Origin of the sequence: Sphingobium sp. 15-1 (assembly GCF_013375535.1) — a bacterium.
GTDB lineage: Bacteria > Pseudomonadota > Alphaproteobacteria > Sphingomonadales > Sphingomonadaceae > Sphingobium > Sphingobium aromaticivastans.
Window position 1 is genome coordinate 2,693,462 of the sequence record NZ_JABXJG010000001.1, and the last position, 16,952, is coordinate 2,710,413.

Annotated in this window: 12 protein-coding genes and 2 pseudogenes; 2 read left to right on the plus strand and 12 right to left on the minus strand. The window is 64.9% G+C overall.

Translation table 11 applies throughout. The features are described 5' to 3' along the window. Position 1 precedes the first annotated feature (1 nt). The 4 genes from HUK72_RS12830 to HUK72_RS12845 all read right to left on the minus strand — a co-directional run bounded on the left by HUK72_RS12830 (position 2) and on the right by HUK72_RS12845 (position 6,254). A complete protein-coding gene (locus HUK72_RS12830; RefSeq protein ID WP_176597113.1) occupies positions 2 to 3,058 on the minus strand; it encodes a beta-galactosidase in 3,057 nt (1,018 codons plus the stop codon). Between the two features lie 10 nt (positions 3,059 to 3,068). After that, positions 3,069 to 3,383 (minus strand): L-rhamnose mutarotase, encoded by a 315-nt coding sequence (locus HUK72_RS12835; protein WP_176597114.1) that lies wholly within the window; start codon positions 3,381 to 3,383, stop codon positions 3,069 to 3,071. A gap of 107 nt (positions 3,384 to 3,490) precedes the next feature. After that, complete coding sequence (locus HUK72_RS12840) at positions 3,491 to 5,020, minus strand: glycoside hydrolase family 28 protein (RefSeq protein WP_176597115.1); 1,530 nt, start codon at positions 5,018 to 5,020, stop codon at positions 3,491 to 3,493. A gap of 25 nt (positions 5,021 to 5,045) precedes the next feature. Beyond that, positions 5,046 to 6,254: a rhamnogalacturonan acetylesterase gene (locus HUK72_RS12845; RefSeq protein WP_176597116.1), complete on the minus strand. Its 1,209-nt coding sequence runs from the start codon at positions 6,252 to 6,254 to the stop codon at positions 5,046 to 5,048. Positions 6,255 to 6,615: 361 nt separating this feature from the next. On the opposite strand from HUK72_RS12845, the pseudogene HUK72_RS12850 reads away from it, so the two are divergent. Then, positions 6,616 to 7,281, plus strand: a pseudogene (locus HUK72_RS12850) (TonB-dependent receptor plug domain-containing protein); the annotation flags it as partial. 16 nt (positions 7,282 to 7,297) lie between these two features. On the opposite strand, the gene HUK72_RS12855 reads toward HUK72_RS12850, so the two are convergent. Next, entirely contained in the window at positions 7,298 to 8,569 is a 1,272-nt protein-coding gene (locus HUK72_RS12855) for an IS110 family transposase (protein WP_176591635.1), read from the minus strand. 254 nt (positions 8,570 to 8,823) lie between these two features. Between HUK72_RS12855 and HUK72_RS12860 the strand changes: the two are divergent. After that, a pseudogene (locus tag HUK72_RS12860) lies at positions 8,824 to 11,133 on the plus strand (TonB-dependent receptor); the annotation flags it as partial. Positions 11,134 to 11,306: 173 nt separating this feature from the next. On the opposite strand, the gene HUK72_RS12865 reads toward HUK72_RS12860, so the two are convergent. From HUK72_RS12865 to HUK72_RS12895, 7 genes are all read right to left on the minus strand, one after another. After that, positions 11,307 to 12,074 (minus strand): IclR family transcriptional regulator, encoded by a 768-nt coding sequence (locus tag HUK72_RS12865; protein ID WP_176597117.1) that lies wholly within the window; start codon positions 12,072 to 12,074, stop codon positions 11,307 to 11,309. 153 nt (positions 12,075 to 12,227) lie between these two features. Then, positions 12,228 to 12,737 (minus strand): peptidoglycan-associated lipoprotein Pal, encoded by a 510-nt coding sequence (gene pal, locus HUK72_RS12870; RefSeq protein WP_176597118.1) that lies wholly within the window; start codon positions 12,735 to 12,737, stop codon positions 12,228 to 12,230. A 70-nt stretch (positions 12,738 to 12,807) separates the two neighbouring features. Further along, on the minus strand, positions 12,808 to 14,157 hold the full coding sequence (gene tolB, locus HUK72_RS12875) for a Tol-Pal system beta propeller repeat protein TolB (protein WP_176597119.1): 1,350 nt from the start codon (positions 14,155 to 14,157) through the stop codon (positions 12,808 to 12,810). Next, positions 14,154 to 15,080, minus strand: a complete 927-nt coding sequence (locus HUK72_RS12880; RefSeq protein WP_176597847.1) for a cell envelope biogenesis protein TolA — start codon at positions 15,078 to 15,080, stop codon at positions 14,154 to 14,156. Before HUK72_RS12880 ends, tolB begins: the two co-directional genes overlap by 4 nt. A gap of 18 nt (positions 15,081 to 15,098) precedes the next feature. Continuing rightward, the gene (tolR, locus tag HUK72_RS12885) at positions 15,099 to 15,566 is read right to left on the minus strand and encodes a protein TolR (protein WP_176597120.1); all 468 of its coding nucleotides are present in this window, start codon (positions 15,564 to 15,566) and stop codon (positions 15,099 to 15,101) included. A gap of 115 nt (positions 15,567 to 15,681) precedes the next feature. Further along, positions 15,682 to 16,401 (minus strand): protein TolQ, encoded by a 720-nt coding sequence (tolQ, locus tag HUK72_RS12890; protein ID WP_176597121.1) that lies wholly within the window; start codon positions 16,399 to 16,401, stop codon positions 15,682 to 15,684. Continuing rightward, entirely contained in the window at positions 16,398 to 16,868 is a 471-nt protein-coding gene (locus HUK72_RS12895; RefSeq protein ID WP_255325710.1) for a YbgC/FadM family acyl-CoA thioesterase, read from the minus strand. Before HUK72_RS12895 ends, tolQ begins: the two co-directional genes overlap by 4 nt. Between the last annotated feature and the right edge of the window lie 84 nt (positions 16,869 to 16,952).

A 16,952-nucleotide genomic window follows, 5' to 3' on the forward strand; every position in this document is an offset into this window, starting at 1 on the left:
ATTATTTCTCCTGCTTGATGAGTTGGGCGGGGGCGGTGGGCGCGGCGACCTGCCGGACGGGTAGCCCCCCCTTGACGTTGCGAAGGGTGACGAGGCGCACGGTTTCGAGCGCGTCGCCCGGCGCACCGTCGGACGTGACGGCGAGCGCGATATGGTTTGGACCCCGATGGTTGAGGATGCCTTCGGGGATGGGGAAAGTGCGCTGCGGGCCGACATGGGCGATGAACTGGCCCATGTTCCAGCCGTTGACGAAGATGAGTGCGCGGTAACGGACCGGCGAGCGCGGCGTCGTGGCGTCACCGAAGGACAGGCCGATGGTGGCATCCTGCCCCTTGGGCACGTTGAGCGCGAAGCTGGTGCGGTACCAGTTGGTTCCGGCGTCGGTCTGCGCTGCGGGGACGGACGCCTTCGCCCAGCCGCCGTCGTTGAAGGCGGGGAGGTGCCAGCCCATGCGTTCGCCATATTGGCCGCCATTGTTCGCGGGGCCGCGTGCCGGGTCGGGCAGGGTTTCGCCGCCCTGCTTGCCCTGAATCTTCCACTTTATGGAAATGGCGAAGCTGTGGCCGCCGGGGGCTTCCAGCGAGGCGGAGATCAGGCCGCGCGCTTCCTTGTGGAAATCGTCGGAATCCAGGTCCCAATTATGGCCGTTGTTGCGGACCATGATGGAAAGCACATGCTCGCCGCTCTGCGCTTCCGTGGGCAGAGCGAAGCGCGCCGTGCCGGTGGTGATGGGGCGCGGCAGGCCGCCGGGGGTTTCGGCTTCTCCCAGAAACTGGCCGTCGACCCAGGCCTGCATCAGTCCCGAACCGCCCGCGCCATAATGAAGCGAGAGCGTCTTGGCGTCCGGCGTGCCGGTGAAGCGGCCGCGATACCAGACGTCGCCGTCATGGAAGCCGTATGCGTCCATCGACATGTTGGGTTGGCCGTCGGGACGGGCGGTGATGCTGGCATAGGCACGGTTGTCGATCGCCTGCCACTGGCTGTCGTCGAAGGCGGGCTCGGCTTCCGGCGAACCCTTGGCGAAGCGCCAGTCGGTCAGCGTGGGCAGGGCGAAGTCGGCAGGTCCGGCGAGCGGCTGAATAGCGGCAAGGCTGCCTGAAGCGGTGGCCTTGGCCGCGACCTTGGCGCCATTCCATGTGATGGAGCGGATTGCTTGCGACGCCCAGATTTCAAGCGGGCTTTGGGTCGCGGTGTCGCCGGTCAGCGCCAGCGTGCCGCCCTTGGCGACGGCGGAGCGGACCAAAGCCGGACCGCGCACAAGCACATCGCCTTCGCGCCAATAATGCGCGCCTTCCGCTTCATCCGCGAGGATCAGGGTCAGCGGCGGACGACCACCGCCCTCGATCCGCACCACGGTGCGGCCTTGATGGGCGTAGCTGAGTTTGAGGTCGCCCTTCGCCGCGTCGAAGGCGCTGCTGGCTTGGCCCTCGACCACCGTCACCTTGGGCGCGGTGGCATAGCGCAGCACCGTCTCCCCCGGCTCCCCGGCGCGGCCATAGAGCAGGATCAGGTCGCCCGCCTCATTTCCGTCATTCCCGCCTTCGCGGGGATGACGGTATAGGGTTTGCGCGGACTGCAACTCCGAAGTCGAATAGGCCAGCCGCTGCCCGCCTAGCGTCACACCCGCCACCAGCCACTTCGCATCGAAGCCATTGAGCTGCATCGGCACGCTATAGCGCCCATCCGGCAGGTCGGCGGTGAAGCGGAAAGCATCGCTCGTCTGCCCGTTCGACGGCTTGTGCGTCACCATCAGGAAACGCGCGTCCGTCTCCGGATTCCGGTTGTGATAGATTTGGATGCCGGGCGATGAAATCTCCACCGGCCCGGCAGGAACCATGCCCGCAAGGTCCGGCACGGAGGCGATCAGGCCGCCCAACTGCTTCATCTCCATCGCCTTCTCGCGCAGCTCGCGCGGTTCGGAGATGGCGGAACCATAATCGTAGCTGGTGAACACCACCGGGGCCGGCAACCAGCCCCAGCTCGTGCCGCCATAGGTCATGTAGAAGCTCTGGATGCCGATGCCGTTGGCGAGGTTGGTGCCGTAGAAGACCCGCTGGAACCGCTTGCCGCGCTGGATGGCATTGCATTCATAGCCGCCGTTCGATCCCCAATAATCGAACCAGCCGCCGCCGAACTCCGCCAGGAAACCGGGCGTGTCGGGCGAGGCGGAGGCGCCGCCCTTCGCGCCGCCGGGGCCGTAGAAACCCCAATCGGGCGCCGCCACGTCCCGCGTCGGCTTGCCGTCCACCGTGCAGGTGCCGCCGGGATAGCCGTCGAACGCGTACATGTCGTTCGGGCCGTGGACGACCTTCTCGACTCTTGGGGTTTTTGGGTCGCTTTCCGGCACCCAATATCCGTTGCGGCCCTGATCATTGTGGAACAGCGGGATGGTGATGCCGTCCGCCCGCGCCCTGGCGTAGAGATGGTCCATATAGCGCCGCTGCGCCGGAGTGGTCAGCGCCAGCTCATTCTCGATCTGGTGCAGGATGACGCTGCCCTCATGCCCCTTCCCATCGCCGTTGATCTGGTGGCGCGCGACGATGGCGTTGACCTGGCTGAGCCACTCGTCCACCGCCGCCAGATAATCGGGATCGTCGGTGCGAGCGCGGGCGCGCTGGTTGACCAGCCAGCCGGGAAAGCCGCCGCGCGACAGCTCCGCATTCACATAGGGACCGGCGCGGGTGATGACGTAGAGTCCTTCCTCCTCCGCCATGGTCAGCAGGCGGTCGAGATCGCGAAGGCCGGAAAAGTCGTAAACGCCCTGTTTCGGGCTGTGATAGCCCCAGTCGAAATAAAGGGCGACGGTGTTGAAGCCGGTCGCCTTCATCTTCTGCAATATGTCGCGCCACAGGTCGGGCGAGGGCAGGCGGAAGGGGTGGAACTCACCGCTCCAGACGATCAGCCGCTTGCCATCGATCATCAGCGAGCGCGCATCATAGGAGACGCGGCCGAAGCTCTTGACCGGGGCGGCCAGATTGGCGGTGGGCCTTGCCTGCTGCGCTGACAGGGGCGCGGCGAACGCGGAGCCAAGGAGCAGGGCGGCGATCAGGGCGCGCACGATGGACCGCTCAATCCAGATGGAACAGCAGGGGAAGCGGCCATTCCCGGGGCTGGTTGCCGGGCTGCACCTCCATCAGCGGCGCCATATAGTCCCACCAGCGCTGCATGACCGGATGGCCGGGCAGGCTGTCGCGGCGGTTATCCTCCCGCAGCTTCAACACCGCGAACAGGCTCAGCGTCTGTTCGTCCAGGAAGATGGAATAGTCGTAAATGCCCGACTCGGTCAGCAGGGCCGAGAGTTCGGGCCAGATCGCATCATGGCGCTGCCGATATTCCTCGATCACGCCGGGCTTTAGCTGCATTTTGAAGGCGTGGATCGACATCAGGCTTCCCTATTGGACCATATTATGGAACTGAAGACCTATATTTGGTAACATCGTCCCATATATTCGTCAAATGCTAAGCGTGGGTGGGAATTGTGAGCACGGCGCTAGCTGCGCCATAACGGCGTGTGGGTGATGCTCAGCCTGGGCATGTCGTCAAAGGCGAAGGGTGGGCGCTGATCGGGCGTCAGCGTCTCTGCGGTCAATCGATCGACCCTCAGCCCTTCCACATGGCGCGCCCACAGCGCCCAGCTTGGCAGCACGCCGAACATGCTGGGTTCGGGATAGGCGTCGGGCAGCTCCGCCGGGCGCCGCGCCGCGTCCGCCACCGTGCCGCCGCCGCGATAGACCAGATGGATGTCGCGCAGCGTCACGTCCGCGATGCGATGGCCGGGCAGGCCCGCAATCGCGGCGGGAAAGCGATGGTCGATGCCGCGCGCGTCCACTTCGCTGATCTCGACATGACGGATCGCGCCGACGCCTGTCCCCTCCGGCCCGCGCCCGCGATGACCGAGGCGCAGGAAGATCGGCGCCGTGGTGACGTCGCGCATGGTCAGGCGCCGGGCGACCACATTCTCCATGACGCCGCCGTCCACCGTCTCCAGCGCCAGCCCCCGGCAGCGGGTGAAGCGGCAATCCTCGATCCGCACATTGCGATAGCCGCCATTGCTCTCTGTGCCCAGCTTGATGCGGCCGGTCACGCGATCGCGGTCGGGCGCAATCTGCTGCGTCGCGCGGCGCGTGCCGTCGACCAGCGATCCCATGTCATAGCCCGACACGTCGCAGTCGCGGATGAGGATGTCCTGCACCGCGACGGCTTTCCCCAGCGCATGGCTGCTCTTGACGACGATGGCGTCGTCATTGGGCGTGTTGACCCGGCACCGCTCCACCACCACGTCGCGCACGCAGTCGAGGTCGATGCCGTCGCGTTCGGTGTCGATGGTGAGACCGTCGATGCGCAGCCCCCGCGTGCCGGTGGCGAGGAGCGCGAAATGGCCGCCTTTCAGGACGGTGAAGCCGGAGAGGTGAATGGCGCGGCCATTTTTGAAAGCAATGGCCTTGTTGCCCAACCCCTGCATCGCGGCGGCATCGGGTTCCAGACGGCCGATTTCGGCGGCGCTCATGCCCTGCATGGACAGCGGTCGCTCGCCCGCTTGTCTTTTCCAGCGCGCCCCCGGCCCGTCGCGGGTGAGGCCGAGGCCATGGATCAGGCCGGGTCCGAGGATCGCCACCTCCGCCACATCGTCGCCCCAGATCAGGCTGTTGCGCCAATGGCTATGGCCGAAATCCTGATAGAGTTGATCGATGCCCGCTTCGGGCAGGTCATAACGCCCGGCATGACGAGCCGGATCGGCCGCTTCGATCACCGCGCCTTTGCCGAGCGACAGCGTGACGCGGCTTTTCAGGCGGATCGAGAAACAGAGATAGCGACCGCGCGGCAGGATGACGGTGCCGCCGCCCGCCTGGGACGCGGCTTCTATGGCGGTGTTGATCGCGCCGCTGTCCACCGCCACGCCATCGCCCCGCGCGCCAAGATCGCGCACGTCGAAGCGCCGCGCCGCATGGCCGGGGAAGGGGAGCGCCGCCACCGGGAAAAGCGGCGTGCCGATTGCCAGGCTCCCCAAACCAAAGGTCATATCGCGGCGGCTGAGGCGCATCGGTTCAATTGCCCGCTGGGCGCTGATCGCTGTGGATCAGGCTGGGAACGATGGCGACATCGGTTGCCGTGGGCGGTTTGCCGGGCTGGAAAGCGGGGACCGTCACATGGCGCGCCAGCTCGGGAATCTGCGTGCGGATGCGCTCCGCCACGGCGCTTGCCAGCAACCAGGCGCCATAATCATTATGGTGAGTCCTGTCCTTGCCGCCGTCGTTGAAGGCGGTCGGGGCGACCTCCGGCCCCAGCGCTTCGTAGATCGTCCGGCTATCGGCATGCAGGTCGATCAGGGGCACGCCTTCTGCCGCCGCAACTTTGCGCATCGCCGCCGCATAAGGGCCTAACGTATCTTCGATCCTGCCGTTCGCGTCGAAGTTGCGCCGTTCGGGCGATGTCACCAGCACCGGATGCGCGCCGCGCCGCCGCGCCTCGGCAATATAGGCGCGCAGATAGGCGGGATAGGTGGTGTCCGGGGCCACATGAGTCTGCGGCCATTCCTGCTTCTGGTCGTTATGGCCGAACTGGATGAACAGCCAGTCGCCCGGCTTCATGGTCGACAGCAGCTTGTCGAAGCGCAGATCGGTGAGGAAGGATTTGAGCGTCGCGCCCGATTTGGCGTGATTGGCGACCGCTATGCCATCGTCCAGCATGGCGGGCAGCATCTGCCCCCAGCTTGCGGCGGGTTCGGCAAATTGGTCGGTGACGGTGGAATCGCCCGCCAGAAAGAGCGTCGGCGCCTCGACCGGCGCAATCTCGACCGAAGCGACCTGAGGCCTGCCGAGAAATTCCAGCGTCAGCTTTTCGTCCCAGGTGAATTCGTTGAGATCGCCAGGCGTCAGCCGCACCGCCCGCCCGCCGGGCGCATTGGCGGGCGGCGGAGGCAGCAATGGCGTGCGGATATTGACCAGGAAGCTCCGCTCCACGAACTTTCCCCGGCGCGTCGCGACGTTGCGCAGCATCAGCCGCCGCGCCTCCGCCTTGACGCTGGTGCTGCCCGCAGCGCGCCGGTCGCCCAGGCGCAATGTCACGCGATAATTGCCCTCCGGCAGCGCGACCGAGAAAAGCCAATCCCGCTCTGTCGCGTTCGGCTCCATGCCATGGCCGCCTTTGGCATAGACGCGCTGCCGTTCCGCGCTGCCGGGCCTCAGGTCGAAACGCAACGCCGCCACGGGCGCTGGGCCGCTCAGCATGAGCGCGAGCGTTGCCGCTATGGCCATGGCCGGCCTGTCGCATGAACGAGGGAAGCGGGGGAGCGCATCGGTGCGGCGCGCTCCCCCGGGGCTGCCCGTGCAGTGGCAGCGAAGCGATATGAATCGGAACGGAGGATCATATATTTGATCCCATTTATTAAACCCATGATCCAAATATAGGGATAAATAAATCCGTCAACCCCTTTGCGCCGCCAGTTTGCGCGGCATCGGCATGGGACTGTGATATAAAAGACCCATTATGTGGAACCTTTGGTCATATGGTAATTAATGATAGCAATCCCCCGGAAGATGCAATATTATGGAATGTAGTTCCATATAGTGGAATATTAACGGGGAGCCCATAAGGGCTTAAAAATGGGGAGGATTTATGCCGGATCGTGATTCGAATCCCGCTTTCCGTCATCAGGTTTCGGCCGTTGCATTGGCATCGGCCCTGCTTTTCGTCGCGCCGGCCTTTGCCCAGACCCAGGCGGCCGATGCTGCCCAGGATCAGAATCAGGCGGCGGACATCGTCGTCACCGGTTTCCGCGCCTCGCTCAACAATGCCCTCAGCATGAAGCGGCGGGAAGCGGCGGCGGTCGATTCGATCGTGGCGGAAGATATCGGCAAATTCCCCGATTCCAACCTTGCCGAATCGATGCAGCGCGTGCCCGGCGTGGCGCTGGCCCGCGGCGATGGCGGCGAAGGACGCAACATCTCCGTCCGCGGCTTGGGTGCCGGGTTCACCCGCGTCCGCATCAACGGCATGGAAGGCACGTCGCAGACCGGATCGTCCGACATTTACGGCGCGGGCAATAATGGCCGCAGCTTCGACTTCAACGTGTTCCCGACCGAAATCTTCTCGGCCCTGTCGGTGCGCAAAACCCCCTCCGCCGACGTGGAGGAAGGATCGCTGGGCGCGACGGTCGACCTCTCCGCGCCCAAGCCGCTCGACCAGAAGGAAGATTTCGTCCTCGCCGCCACCGCGCGCGGCGTTTACGGCGAATTGTCGAAGCAGGTCGATCCGCGCGCCTCGCTGCTAAGGAGAAACAAAACCGATTGTCTGTGGATCATGGGGCCTCTGCGATTGGTTGAAGCTCGACCTGGAAGCCAAGCTTGGTGAGCTGGGCGACCAGACGCCTGGCTTTGCATTCGGCGGAGCGACGGTCGAAGTGGTCGATGCCAAGATCCTGATGTACGACGCCGTTTGTGAGCATGTGCCAGATCGCGGTGAGCATGGCGGCGGCGACCGCACAGATCGCTTTCTTGGGACCCCGCCGGCTGCGCAAGCGGTTGAACTGCGCCTTGTAATAGCTGTCTTTCTTTTTCACGGCAGACCAGGCGCATTGGACCAGCACGGTCTTGAGCCAGCGCCCGCCCTTGCGCAGGTGCGAGGATTTGCGCTTGCCGGCGCTCTCATTCTGCCCCGGACACAGCCCGGCCCAGGCGACAAAATGCCCGGCGGTGGCAAAGCGGCTCATGTCGGTGCCGGTTTCCGCCAGGATGCTGGTGGCCGACAGGGTGCTGATGCCCGGCATCGTGTTGAGAAGATGGATCAGGGATCGAAAGGTGGCTCGCCCGGGCGCCACCTGCTGGTCCATGGCAGCGATTGCGGCATCAACTGCCCGATCGATCTCGATGATCGCCTTGTCCAGCGCGTCATACTGCTCGAGGTAGAGCCTGAGCATGAAACAGTGATGATCGGTCAGCCGCCCATGCAGCGCATCATACAGATGTTTGGGAGTGGCCTTGACCCGTCCATCGGCCAGGGCCGCCAGCCTGGCCGGATTGCGGATCCCGGCGATCATCGCTTCGATCATCCGGCGGCCCGACACGCCCATGATGTCGCTGATTACCGAATCCAGTTTGATATTGGCCTCTTCCAACGTCTTCTGGATCCGCTGGGTGTGGCGGGTCTGCTCCTGGATCAGCTGCTTGCGCATGCGCATCAGCGAACGCAGCTCCTGCGTCGCCTGGTCGGGAACGAAGCTCGCCCGGATCAGGCCACAGGCGACCAGATCGGCAATCCAGGTCGCGTCATTGACGTCGGTCTTGCGGCCCGGAACATTCTTGATGTGCGCGGCATTGGCCAGGATCAGATCGAAGGGGCCCTCGCTCAGGATATTCCACACCGGCTTCCAGTAGACCCCGGTCGCCTCCATCGCGACATGGCTACAGCCTGAGTCCGTCAGCCACGCCAGCAAGGACGACAGGCCCGCCGTCGTGGTCTCGAAGGACTGGCATTCCCGGCTTGTCTTGCCCTCCGACGCCAGGCGTACACAGCCCACGATCATCGCTTTGTGTACATCCAGACCAGCGACACGTTCGTGCATGATCTCCATCGAGACTCTCCTCTCACCAGTGCCGCCAGCGTGGGGACCTCACCGAAAAGAACTCTAAGGAACGCGCTCCAGGAACATGGCTGCTCCCTGGCGCCAATGGGGGTGATCGAGGCGCCCCGGGTCCAAACTACTTTACGGGCTCTCCAGCACCATAGCAAAAAGCAACCTCCGTGCTGACGACGTCGACATAATATCGCGCGGAGCGCAGCCCGACCAGTTTCAGTTAAGGGGGTCAGCCAAAGGCTGGTGCCGAACTACTTTCCAAGAAATTCGACGATGGCCGCTTCGGCATCCTGGCCTCCGTCGCCTATCAGAAGCGCCATATCCGCGAAGTCGGCTATTCGGCGGTGGATATATTGTCGGCTAACAGCAATGGCGGCTTCTGTTCGCCGCTGGGCTATGCGCCCGCGAACACCGCCGGTCAGACGGCGGCCCAGCTCGCGTTGAGGGGCGTCACCGCCACCGATTGCAGCACCGGCAATCCCCGCACCAGCACCACCGCCGCCTATCAGACGATCCAGGATCTGCGCCGCGCCGACCTCTCCGGAACGGCGGGCAGCGGCGCCTTCCTGCCGCGCCTGCCGCGCTACCTCAACTCGGAACAGAATCAGGAACGGATCGGCGGATCGCTGACCCTTCAGTTCCAGCCCGACGACGACACCGACATCTCGGTCGACGCGCTCTATTCGCGCTTCGACGTGACCCGCCGCGACAATTATATCGCTGCCGTCTCCTTCGCCCGCAGCGCCGCCAATCTCGGCCAGCCCATGACGTCGGTGCGCGATGTCGAGTTCGATGAAAACGGCTCGCTGGTCTATGGCCTGTTCGATGGCGTGGACGTCCGCTCGGAAGGGTTGGTCGATCATTTCGTCTCGACCTTCAAGCAGACCGACCTGAACTTCCGCCACCGCTTCAGCGATTCGCTGGAGATCACTGGCCTGATCGGCTTCAACCGCTCGATCTGGGACGGCAAGAAGCGGCTCCAGACCTTCATTGACGCGATCGACACCGATGGTTTCTCGATCGATTTCCGCAATGGCGGCACGACGCCGACGCTGGGCTTCGGCATCGACGTGAATGATCCGGCCAGCTTCAACTATGCGCCCGCGCTGGCCAACGGCACGGTGCTGGGCGGCTTCAGCTTCCAGGGCAAGCCGTCGAAGAACAAGACCGATGTGCTGACCAGCGAACTCAACCTGCTCTGGACGGTTAGCGACGCCTTCAAGGTCAAGGCGGGCAGCCAGTATCGGCGCAATGATTTCCGTTCGACCTTCCTGCGGCCCTATACGGCGGACTCGCTGGTCCGGGCGCTGCCGGCCGGGACGACGCTGGCGGGCATCACGACCACCATCACAGGCGTGGACAAGCTGTGGGGCAATGGCGCGCCCTCAAGCTGGGTCGCGATCGATCCGGATAAATGGGCGAGCACCGTCGGCTTCGATTCCGTGCGCTTTTGTGGCGTCGAATGCGGCGGCGGCGACAGCCGCGTGCGGGAGGAAGTGGCCAGCGCCTATCTGATGGCGCAGTTCGATCTGGAGGACATGCTCGGCTTCGGCGTGCGGGGCGATGTCGGCGTGCGCTATGTCCATACCGACATGCGGTCGTCGGGCTATATCAACATCTCCAGCGCGACTTCCCCTACGGGCCTCGCCGGACAGTTCAAGGCGGCGAACAAAATCTATGACGACTGGCTGCCGTCCGCCAATATCGTGATCGAGCCGGTGCGCAACCTGCTGCTGCGTTTCTCGGCCTCCAAGGTGCTGTCCCGTCCGGAACTCGCGCTGCTGACGCCGACCAGCTCCATCACCGCGACCACCCGCAACGGCAGCATCAGCAACCCCGGTCTCGACCCGATCCGCGCGACCACCTTCGACGCGGCGGTGGAATGGTATTTCCGGCCGGGCGCGCTGCTGTCGGCGGCCTTCTTCTACAAGGACATCAAGACCTATATCCAGTCGATCAGCAGCCAGGTCCTTTTCACCGACCTGGGCCTGCCGGTCGAGCTGCTGACGGGCAGCAACACCCTGCCGAGCGAAACCTTCACCGTCTCCCAGCCGGTCAACACGCCCGGCGGGCCGCTGAAGGGCATTGAGCTCAACGCCCAGATCCCGTTCAACTTCCTGCACGGTTTCCTGGGCAATTTCGGCCTGCTGGCGAATTACACCCATGTCGTTTCGAAGATCAATTATTGCCTGACCAGCGTCGCCGGCGTTTGCACCGTCAGCACCAAGGACGATCTGATTGGCCTGTCGCCCAACACCGCCTCGGCCACGCTTTATTATGAGGATGACAAGTTCAGCATCCGCACGACCGGCAATTTCCGCGACAAGTTCATCCGCGGCATTCCCGCCTCGCCGGGCAGCGACCTGCAGGGCAATAGCAAGACCTTCTACATGGACGCTTCGGCGTCGTACAACATCAACGACCGGTTGAAGGTGATCGTCGAGGCGACCAACCTGACCGACGAGCAGAACCGCCTTTATATCGACAGCACCCGGCAGGACACGCTGTTCGAGACGCGGATCGGCCGGACCTTCACCTTCGGGGTGAACTACCGGATGTGACGGGGACCCCCTTCCCCCAACTGCGGGCGCGGCTGCCGATGGCGCCGCGCCCTTTTTTTGTTTGGAGCGTCAGCTCGATGGAAACGTCCCGTGTTCCTGCGCAGGCAGGAACCCAGTTCTGCCGTCGGGCCTGGGCTCCTGCCTCCGCAGGAGCACGCTGCACATCCAGAACTCTAACGCCGGCTGTAGCCCACCGCTTCGCTGATTTGCCCGGCGGTGCGGCGGACCTGTTCGCCCAGGCTGTCGATGATGTCGTCGGTCAGATAATGGGCGGCGCTGGCGATGCTGATGGCGACGCAGATCTGCCCCTTCGCCTCCCGCACCGGCACGGCGATGGAGCGCACGCCATCGCCCAGTTCGCTGTCATGCTGCACCAGCCCGCGCGCCTTATGCTCGCGCATTTCCTTGATATAGGCGTCGATCTGCTTGCGGGACGCCTTGCCACCCCTGGCTTCGGCATAAAGCCGTTCCCAGACCGCTTCATCCTCGTCCAGCAGCAGCGCCTTGCCGAGACCCGTCTCCGCGATCGGGCGGCGGTCGCCCGGCGCGGTCGAGACGCGCAGCCGCTGCGTGCCGTTCACCCGGTCGAGATGGCGGGACCAGTCGCCCTCGCGCTTGCCGACGAACACGCAAAAACCGGTACGCTCCGACAGGCCTTCCATGAACGGCCGGGCGACGCGGACATAGTCGATCTGCTCGGTCGCCAGCACGCCGAGTTGCAACAGCTTCGGCCCCAGCGCAAAGCCGTTCTTCGTCACCGACAGATAGTCGCGGGACCGCAGCGCCTGCACCAGCCGGTGGGCGGTGGTCTTGCTCATGCCCAGCTTGCGGGCAAGGTCGGCGGCGCGGATCGGCCCGTCGATCACTTCGTCCATGATGTCGAGCGCGCGCATCAACGTCTGCGTGCCCTTGACGCCTTCCTGTTTCTCTTCGCCGTCCATAGGTCTCTCATTCTGGAACGCCACCAAGGCGGCCCACATTGCGGGAAACCTATCCCCTATTTTGGCAATATTGTCAGCAGGAAAAGAAAAGGCCCGCCGGTCGGACGACTGGCGGGCCATGAAGCGTTGGTGCGACCCAAAAGCTTCAGATGATCAATATTGGACGGTGACGGTCACAGCGCGGCGGTTCTGCGCCCAGGCCGCTTCGTCCGAACCCAGCGCTGCGGGGCGCTCCTTGCCATAGCTGACGGTGGTGATGCGGCCCGCGTCGATGCCCAGCGAGGCGAGATAGTTCTTCGCCGCATTGGCGCGGCGTTCGCCCAGCGCAATATTATAGTCGCGGGTGCCGCGCTCGTCGGCATGCCCTTCGATCGTCACGCGCACATTGGGGTTCTGCTGCAGCCAGGCGGCCTGGCTCTGGAGGATCTGCTGGTCCTGCGCGTCGACATCATATTGGTCGGTGTCGAACAGGATGCGGTCCGACGACACGGAGGCGACGAAATCCTCCTGGCTGCCCTTGACCGGGCCGGAGGGCGCCGCCGGGCCGGTGGAAGCCGATGTGTCGCCGCCGGGGGCAGGCGGCAGTTCCTTCGGCGGCTTCTTGGAGCAGGCGGCGAGAGCCACGATGGCGGTCGCCACCAGCACGGTGCGGGAAAGTTTCATCGGGTTGCTCCTCAACATTTTCTAAAAGTCGTTACGCAGTCAGGACGATTCGGTTCCGTTATGACGCAGATCAGGGCAGCAAGGGACCCCAGGCCGGGTCGGAACCGCTGAGCGGCGTCGGAATCCGCCGCTCGTTCACGCCGGTCAGGTCGACCTGCCACACCTGGCTGTTGCCGTCGCGGCCGGGCGTGGTGCGGAAGAACTGCAGCACGCGGCCGTTGGGCGACCAGCTCGGCTGCTCGTCTTGCCAGCCATTGGTCAGGATGCGCTCATTGTCGCCGGTGGGCGTCATGACCGCGATCTTGAAGTCGCCCGAAATCTTGGTGAAGGCGATCAGGTCGCCGCGGGGGCTCCATTCGGGCGTCGCATAGCGGCCGCCGCCATGGCTGATCCGGCGCTGGCCCGAACCGTCGGCATTCATGACATAGACCTGCTGGCTGCCCGACCGGTCGCTTTCGAACACGATCTGGCGGCCGTCGGGCGAATAGCTGCCGCCGACATCGATGCCCGGCGCGGTGGTCAGGCGGACCGGCGCGCCGCCGTCGGCGGCGACGCGATAGACGTCGGTGTTACCCGCGATCGCCATGGAAAAGAGGATGTTGCGGCCATCGGGCGACCAGCGCGGCGCGAAGGTCGGGTTGTTGCTTTCGGTCACCAGCCGTTGCCGCCCGGTGCCGATGTCATAGACATAGATGCGCACCCGGTTGTTCAGGTAGCTCACATAGACGATCGACTTATAGTCGGGCGAGAAGCGCGGGGTCAGCGCGATCGACTGGCCGTTGGTGATGAAGCGATGGTTCGCGCCGTCCGAATCCATGATGGCGAGCCGCTTGGTCCGGTTCCCCTTGGGGCCGCTCTCCGCGATATAGGCGATGCGGCTGTCGAAGAAGGGGCTTTCGCCCGACAGGCGCGCATAGATGGCGTCGGCGCATTTATGCGCGGCCCGGCGCCAGTCGCGGGGGGCGACGACATAGCCCTGCCGCGTCAATTCCTGCTTCAGCGCCACGTCGTAGAGATAGCAGCCGACGGTGATGTCCGCCTCGCCGCCGGTGGTGCGCACGAAACCCTGCACCAGCGCCTGATAGGCGCCCCATTTGTCATAGGCTGGGCTGGTGACTTCGGGAAAGGCGATGGTCGGGATGCCGTTGGGGCCGGAGGGATCGAACAGGCCCGACCCCTTGAGGTCGGCGGCGATCACTTCCGCGATCTTGCGGCCCAGTTCGGTCGAGCCGCCTGCGGGCGTCGAGACTTCCGCCTGCGCGGGCAGCGCGGGGACGACGATCTTGAGGTTGGAGGAGGATTCGTCCGTCACGTCGACGCTGAGCTGCGCCGAAACGGCGGGCGCGAGCGCCAGCAGCAGCGCCCCCAGCGTGGCCCCAAATGCGGCCCGAGCCTTTCCTGTCCTGAAGGGTGGGGTCATTGCGATAGCCTCTTGTCGAAGGAGATGCGGAGGGATTTCCAGCCATCATAAAGATCGGGCGGCAGCTTGAAAGGCGCGGCCAGGCGGATCGCCTTCACCGCCAGTTCCTGGTGCAGCGTCACCTGCGTCCGGTTGCTGGCGGTGATGCCAGTGGTGTTGACGACCTGCGGCTGCCCCGCGAGCGAGCCGTCGCGGGAAAGCTGCACGTCGACGAAGGTGCGGAGCTGTTCGATGTCAGCCCCGCTCGGGGATTTCCAATAGGGCTTGAGCTGACGGCGGATTTCCGCGTCCAGCGCGGCCTTCTGCGCCGGTCCCATGGCGGCGGCGGGCGGCGGCGCGGGCTTGCGCGGGGCGTCGTCCTCCGCATTGATGCCCTTGAGGAAATCCTTGCCCAGCAGCGATCCCTTGGGCTTGTCCGTCTTGCCCTGACCCGAAGCGCGGGCAGGCGCATTGGGCGCCGGCTTGGCCGCTGGCTTTTGCGATGCCTTAGTGGGGAGGGCGGCAGCGGGTTTGGGCTTTTCAGCAGCCGGTTTTGGCTTGGGCTTGGCGGCCGGCACATCCTTTTTCGGCGGCGCGGGGGCGGGCTTGGGCGGAGCGGGCTGCGCCACCGGCTTGGGCGGTGCGGGCCTGGGCGCAGGCGGCATGGGGGTCGGCTCGGGCTGCGGCGCCGGTTCGGGTTCCGGCGCGGGCGCGGCCTCCTCGGTCGGGCCTTGTTCCGGCGCGACGCTGGGCGGGGGCGGCTGGGTCGAGACCTGCGGGGCCATCGACTTCAGCGCCACCTCGTCCACCAGGCTGACGTCCATCGGCGGTGAATTGAGCTTCAGGGGATTGGGGGTGGCCAGAAAGCCGGACGAGAGCAGGCCGAACAGCAGGACATGTCCCGCCGTCGCCACGCCAAGGCCGATTTTCTCCGCGCGATCCATGGGCAAGACCTATGGCCCCTATTCTGAACCGCTGCTGACAGCGGACCCGTCCTCGGTGCCGGTGCTGACCAGCGCGACCTTGTTCAGCCCCGCCCGGTTCAGCTCGCCCATGACCAGCATCACCCGGCCATAATCCAGCCCCTTGTCGGCGCGCAGGAAGATCTGCGGCGGCGCGTCCTTGCCCGCATTGGCGGACATGATCTCGGCCAGCCGATCCGGCAGTTCGGCATCGCTGATCTGCGCATCGTCGATGAAGACGCCGCCGTCGCGGTCGATGGAGACGACGGTGGGCTTCTGATCCTGATCCAGCCCCTTGGCGCGGGTTTCGGGCAGGTTCACCGGCACGCCCGTCACCAGCAGCGGCGCCGTCACCATGAAGATGATCAGCAGTACCAGCATGACGTCGACCAGCGGCGTGACGTTGATGTCCGCCATGGGCGCGCGATGGCGGCCCCGGCGACCGGATGGAGGACTGGACATGGCCATTATAACCGCCCCTCCGTCATCCCAGCGGAAGCTGGGATCTCGTGCCTCAAGCGCCGCCCTATCCGGCCTGAGATCCCAGCTTCCGCTGGGATGACGGTGTTGAAGGACAACATCGTCACCGCTGCGCCTCCAGCTCGCGGCTCAGCGTCGAATAGAAATTGTCGGCAAAGCGCGTCAGCCCGGACTCCATCCGGTTGATGCCATGGCTGAAGCGGTTGTAGGCGATCACCGCCGGGATCGCCGCGAACAGGCCGATGGCGGTGGCGAACAGCGCCTCCGCAATGCCCGGCGCCACCACCGCGAGTGAGCTGTTCTGCTCCGCCGCGATGCTGGTGAAGGCCCGCATGATCCCCCAGACCGTGCCGAACAGCCCGACGAAGGGGGCGACCGACCCGATGGTGGCCAGGATGTTCAGCCGATCCGACAGCCGGTCGACTTCCGCGCCGATGGTGCTGGTCATGGCGGTGGAGAGGCGGTCACGCGTGCCCTCGCGGTCGATCACCTTCTGCGCGGTCGACCGGCGCCATTCGGTGACGCCCGCGGCCATCACCTTGGCGGCGGGGAATTCGGCTTTGCCCCGCGCCTCGTAGAAGCGGTCTATATCCTCCGCCTTCCAGAAATCCTGTTCGAAGGCGTGGCTTTGCTTGCTCGCTTTCCGCAAGGTGAAGCTGAAGCCGATGATCATCGCCCAGGTCCAGATGCTGGCCAGCAGCAGGCCCAGCATCACCACCTTCACGACGATGTCGGCCTGAAGGAACAGGGCCAGCGGCGAAATGGTGGCGGCTTGCGCGGCGGTGCCGACAGCAAGGCCAACGTCGGGCATCGAAAGGCTCATGGGTTGATGTCTTCCCCTCTCATCAAACGGCTGAAAATGTCGATCCAGGGCTTGGGTTGCCGGCGCGGGCGGCCCTGGGGCGTCAGGAAGGCGACGGAAACGGCGCCTTCGGTCAGTATTTCCCCATCGCGCATGACCGTCTGATGAATGGAACATGAAGCCGCGCCGACTTTCGTCACGCGGCTGGCCACCATCAGGTCATCGTCCAGCTTCGCCGGGCGGCGATAGTGGAGTTGCAGGTCGGTGACGGCGTAGACGCCCTCTCCCCCCTCCAGATTGCCGCGCTGGTCGATCCCGGCGATGCGCAGCATGTCCGACCGCGCCCGTTCCATATAGCGCAGATAATTGGCGTGGTAGACGAGACCGGACAGATCCGTATCCTCGAAATAGACGCGCAATGGAAAATGATGCACGGCGGCGATGAACCTTCCGGTCGCCGGCGCGGGCAGCAGGTCTGAAACGGACATGCCGGGGCTTTTAACCATCAAGCAGGCGCGGCGCAAAGCCGGAAATGACCGAAAGAAAAGCGCTCCGCCGACCGTCCGGGGCTT

Bases quoted from the DNA above. Each gene is read 5' to 3' on its own strand.
- HUK72_RS12880 (WP_176597847.1), bottom strand. From the start codon at position 15,080: ATGGATCGCGCGGAGAAAATCGGCCTTGGCGTGGCGACGGCGGGACAT.
- HUK72_RS12895 (WP_255325710.1), bottom strand. From the start codon at position 16,868: ATGTCCGTTTCAGACCTGCTGCCCGCGCCGGCGACCGGAAGGTTCATC.
- pal (WP_176597118.1), bottom strand. From the start codon at position 12,737: ATGAAACTTTCCCGCACCGTGCTGGTGGCGACCGCCATCGTGGCTCTC.
- HUK72_RS12855 (WP_176591635.1), bottom strand. From the start codon at position 8,569: ATGGAGATCATGCACGAACGTGTCGCTGGTCTGGATGTACACAAAGCG.
- HUK72_RS12865 (WP_176597117.1), bottom strand. From the start codon at position 12,074: ATGGACGGCGAAGAGAAACAGGAAGGCGTCAAGGGCACGCAGACGTTG.
- tolR (WP_176597120.1), bottom strand. From the start codon at position 15,566: ATGGCCATGTCCAGTCCTCCATCCGGTCGCCGGGGCCGCCATCGCGCG.
- HUK72_RS12845 (WP_176597116.1), bottom strand. From the start codon at position 6,254: ATGGCCATAGCGGCAACGCTCGCGCTCATGCTGAGCGGCCCAGCGCCC.
- HUK72_RS12835 (WP_176597114.1), bottom strand. From the start codon at position 3,383: ATGTCGATCCACGCCTTCAAAATGCAGCTAAAGCCCGGCGTGATCGAG.
- tolB (WP_176597119.1), bottom strand. From the start codon at position 14,157: ATGACCCCACCCTTCAGGACAGGAAAGGCTCGGGCCGCATTTGGGGCC.
- HUK72_RS12840 (WP_176597115.1), bottom strand. From the start codon at position 5,020: ATGACCTTTGGTTTGGGGAGCCTGGCAATCGGCACGCCGCTTTTCCCG.
- tolQ (WP_176597121.1), bottom strand. From the start codon at position 16,401: ATGAGCCTTTCGATGCCCGACGTTGGCCTTGCTGTCGGCACCGCCGCG.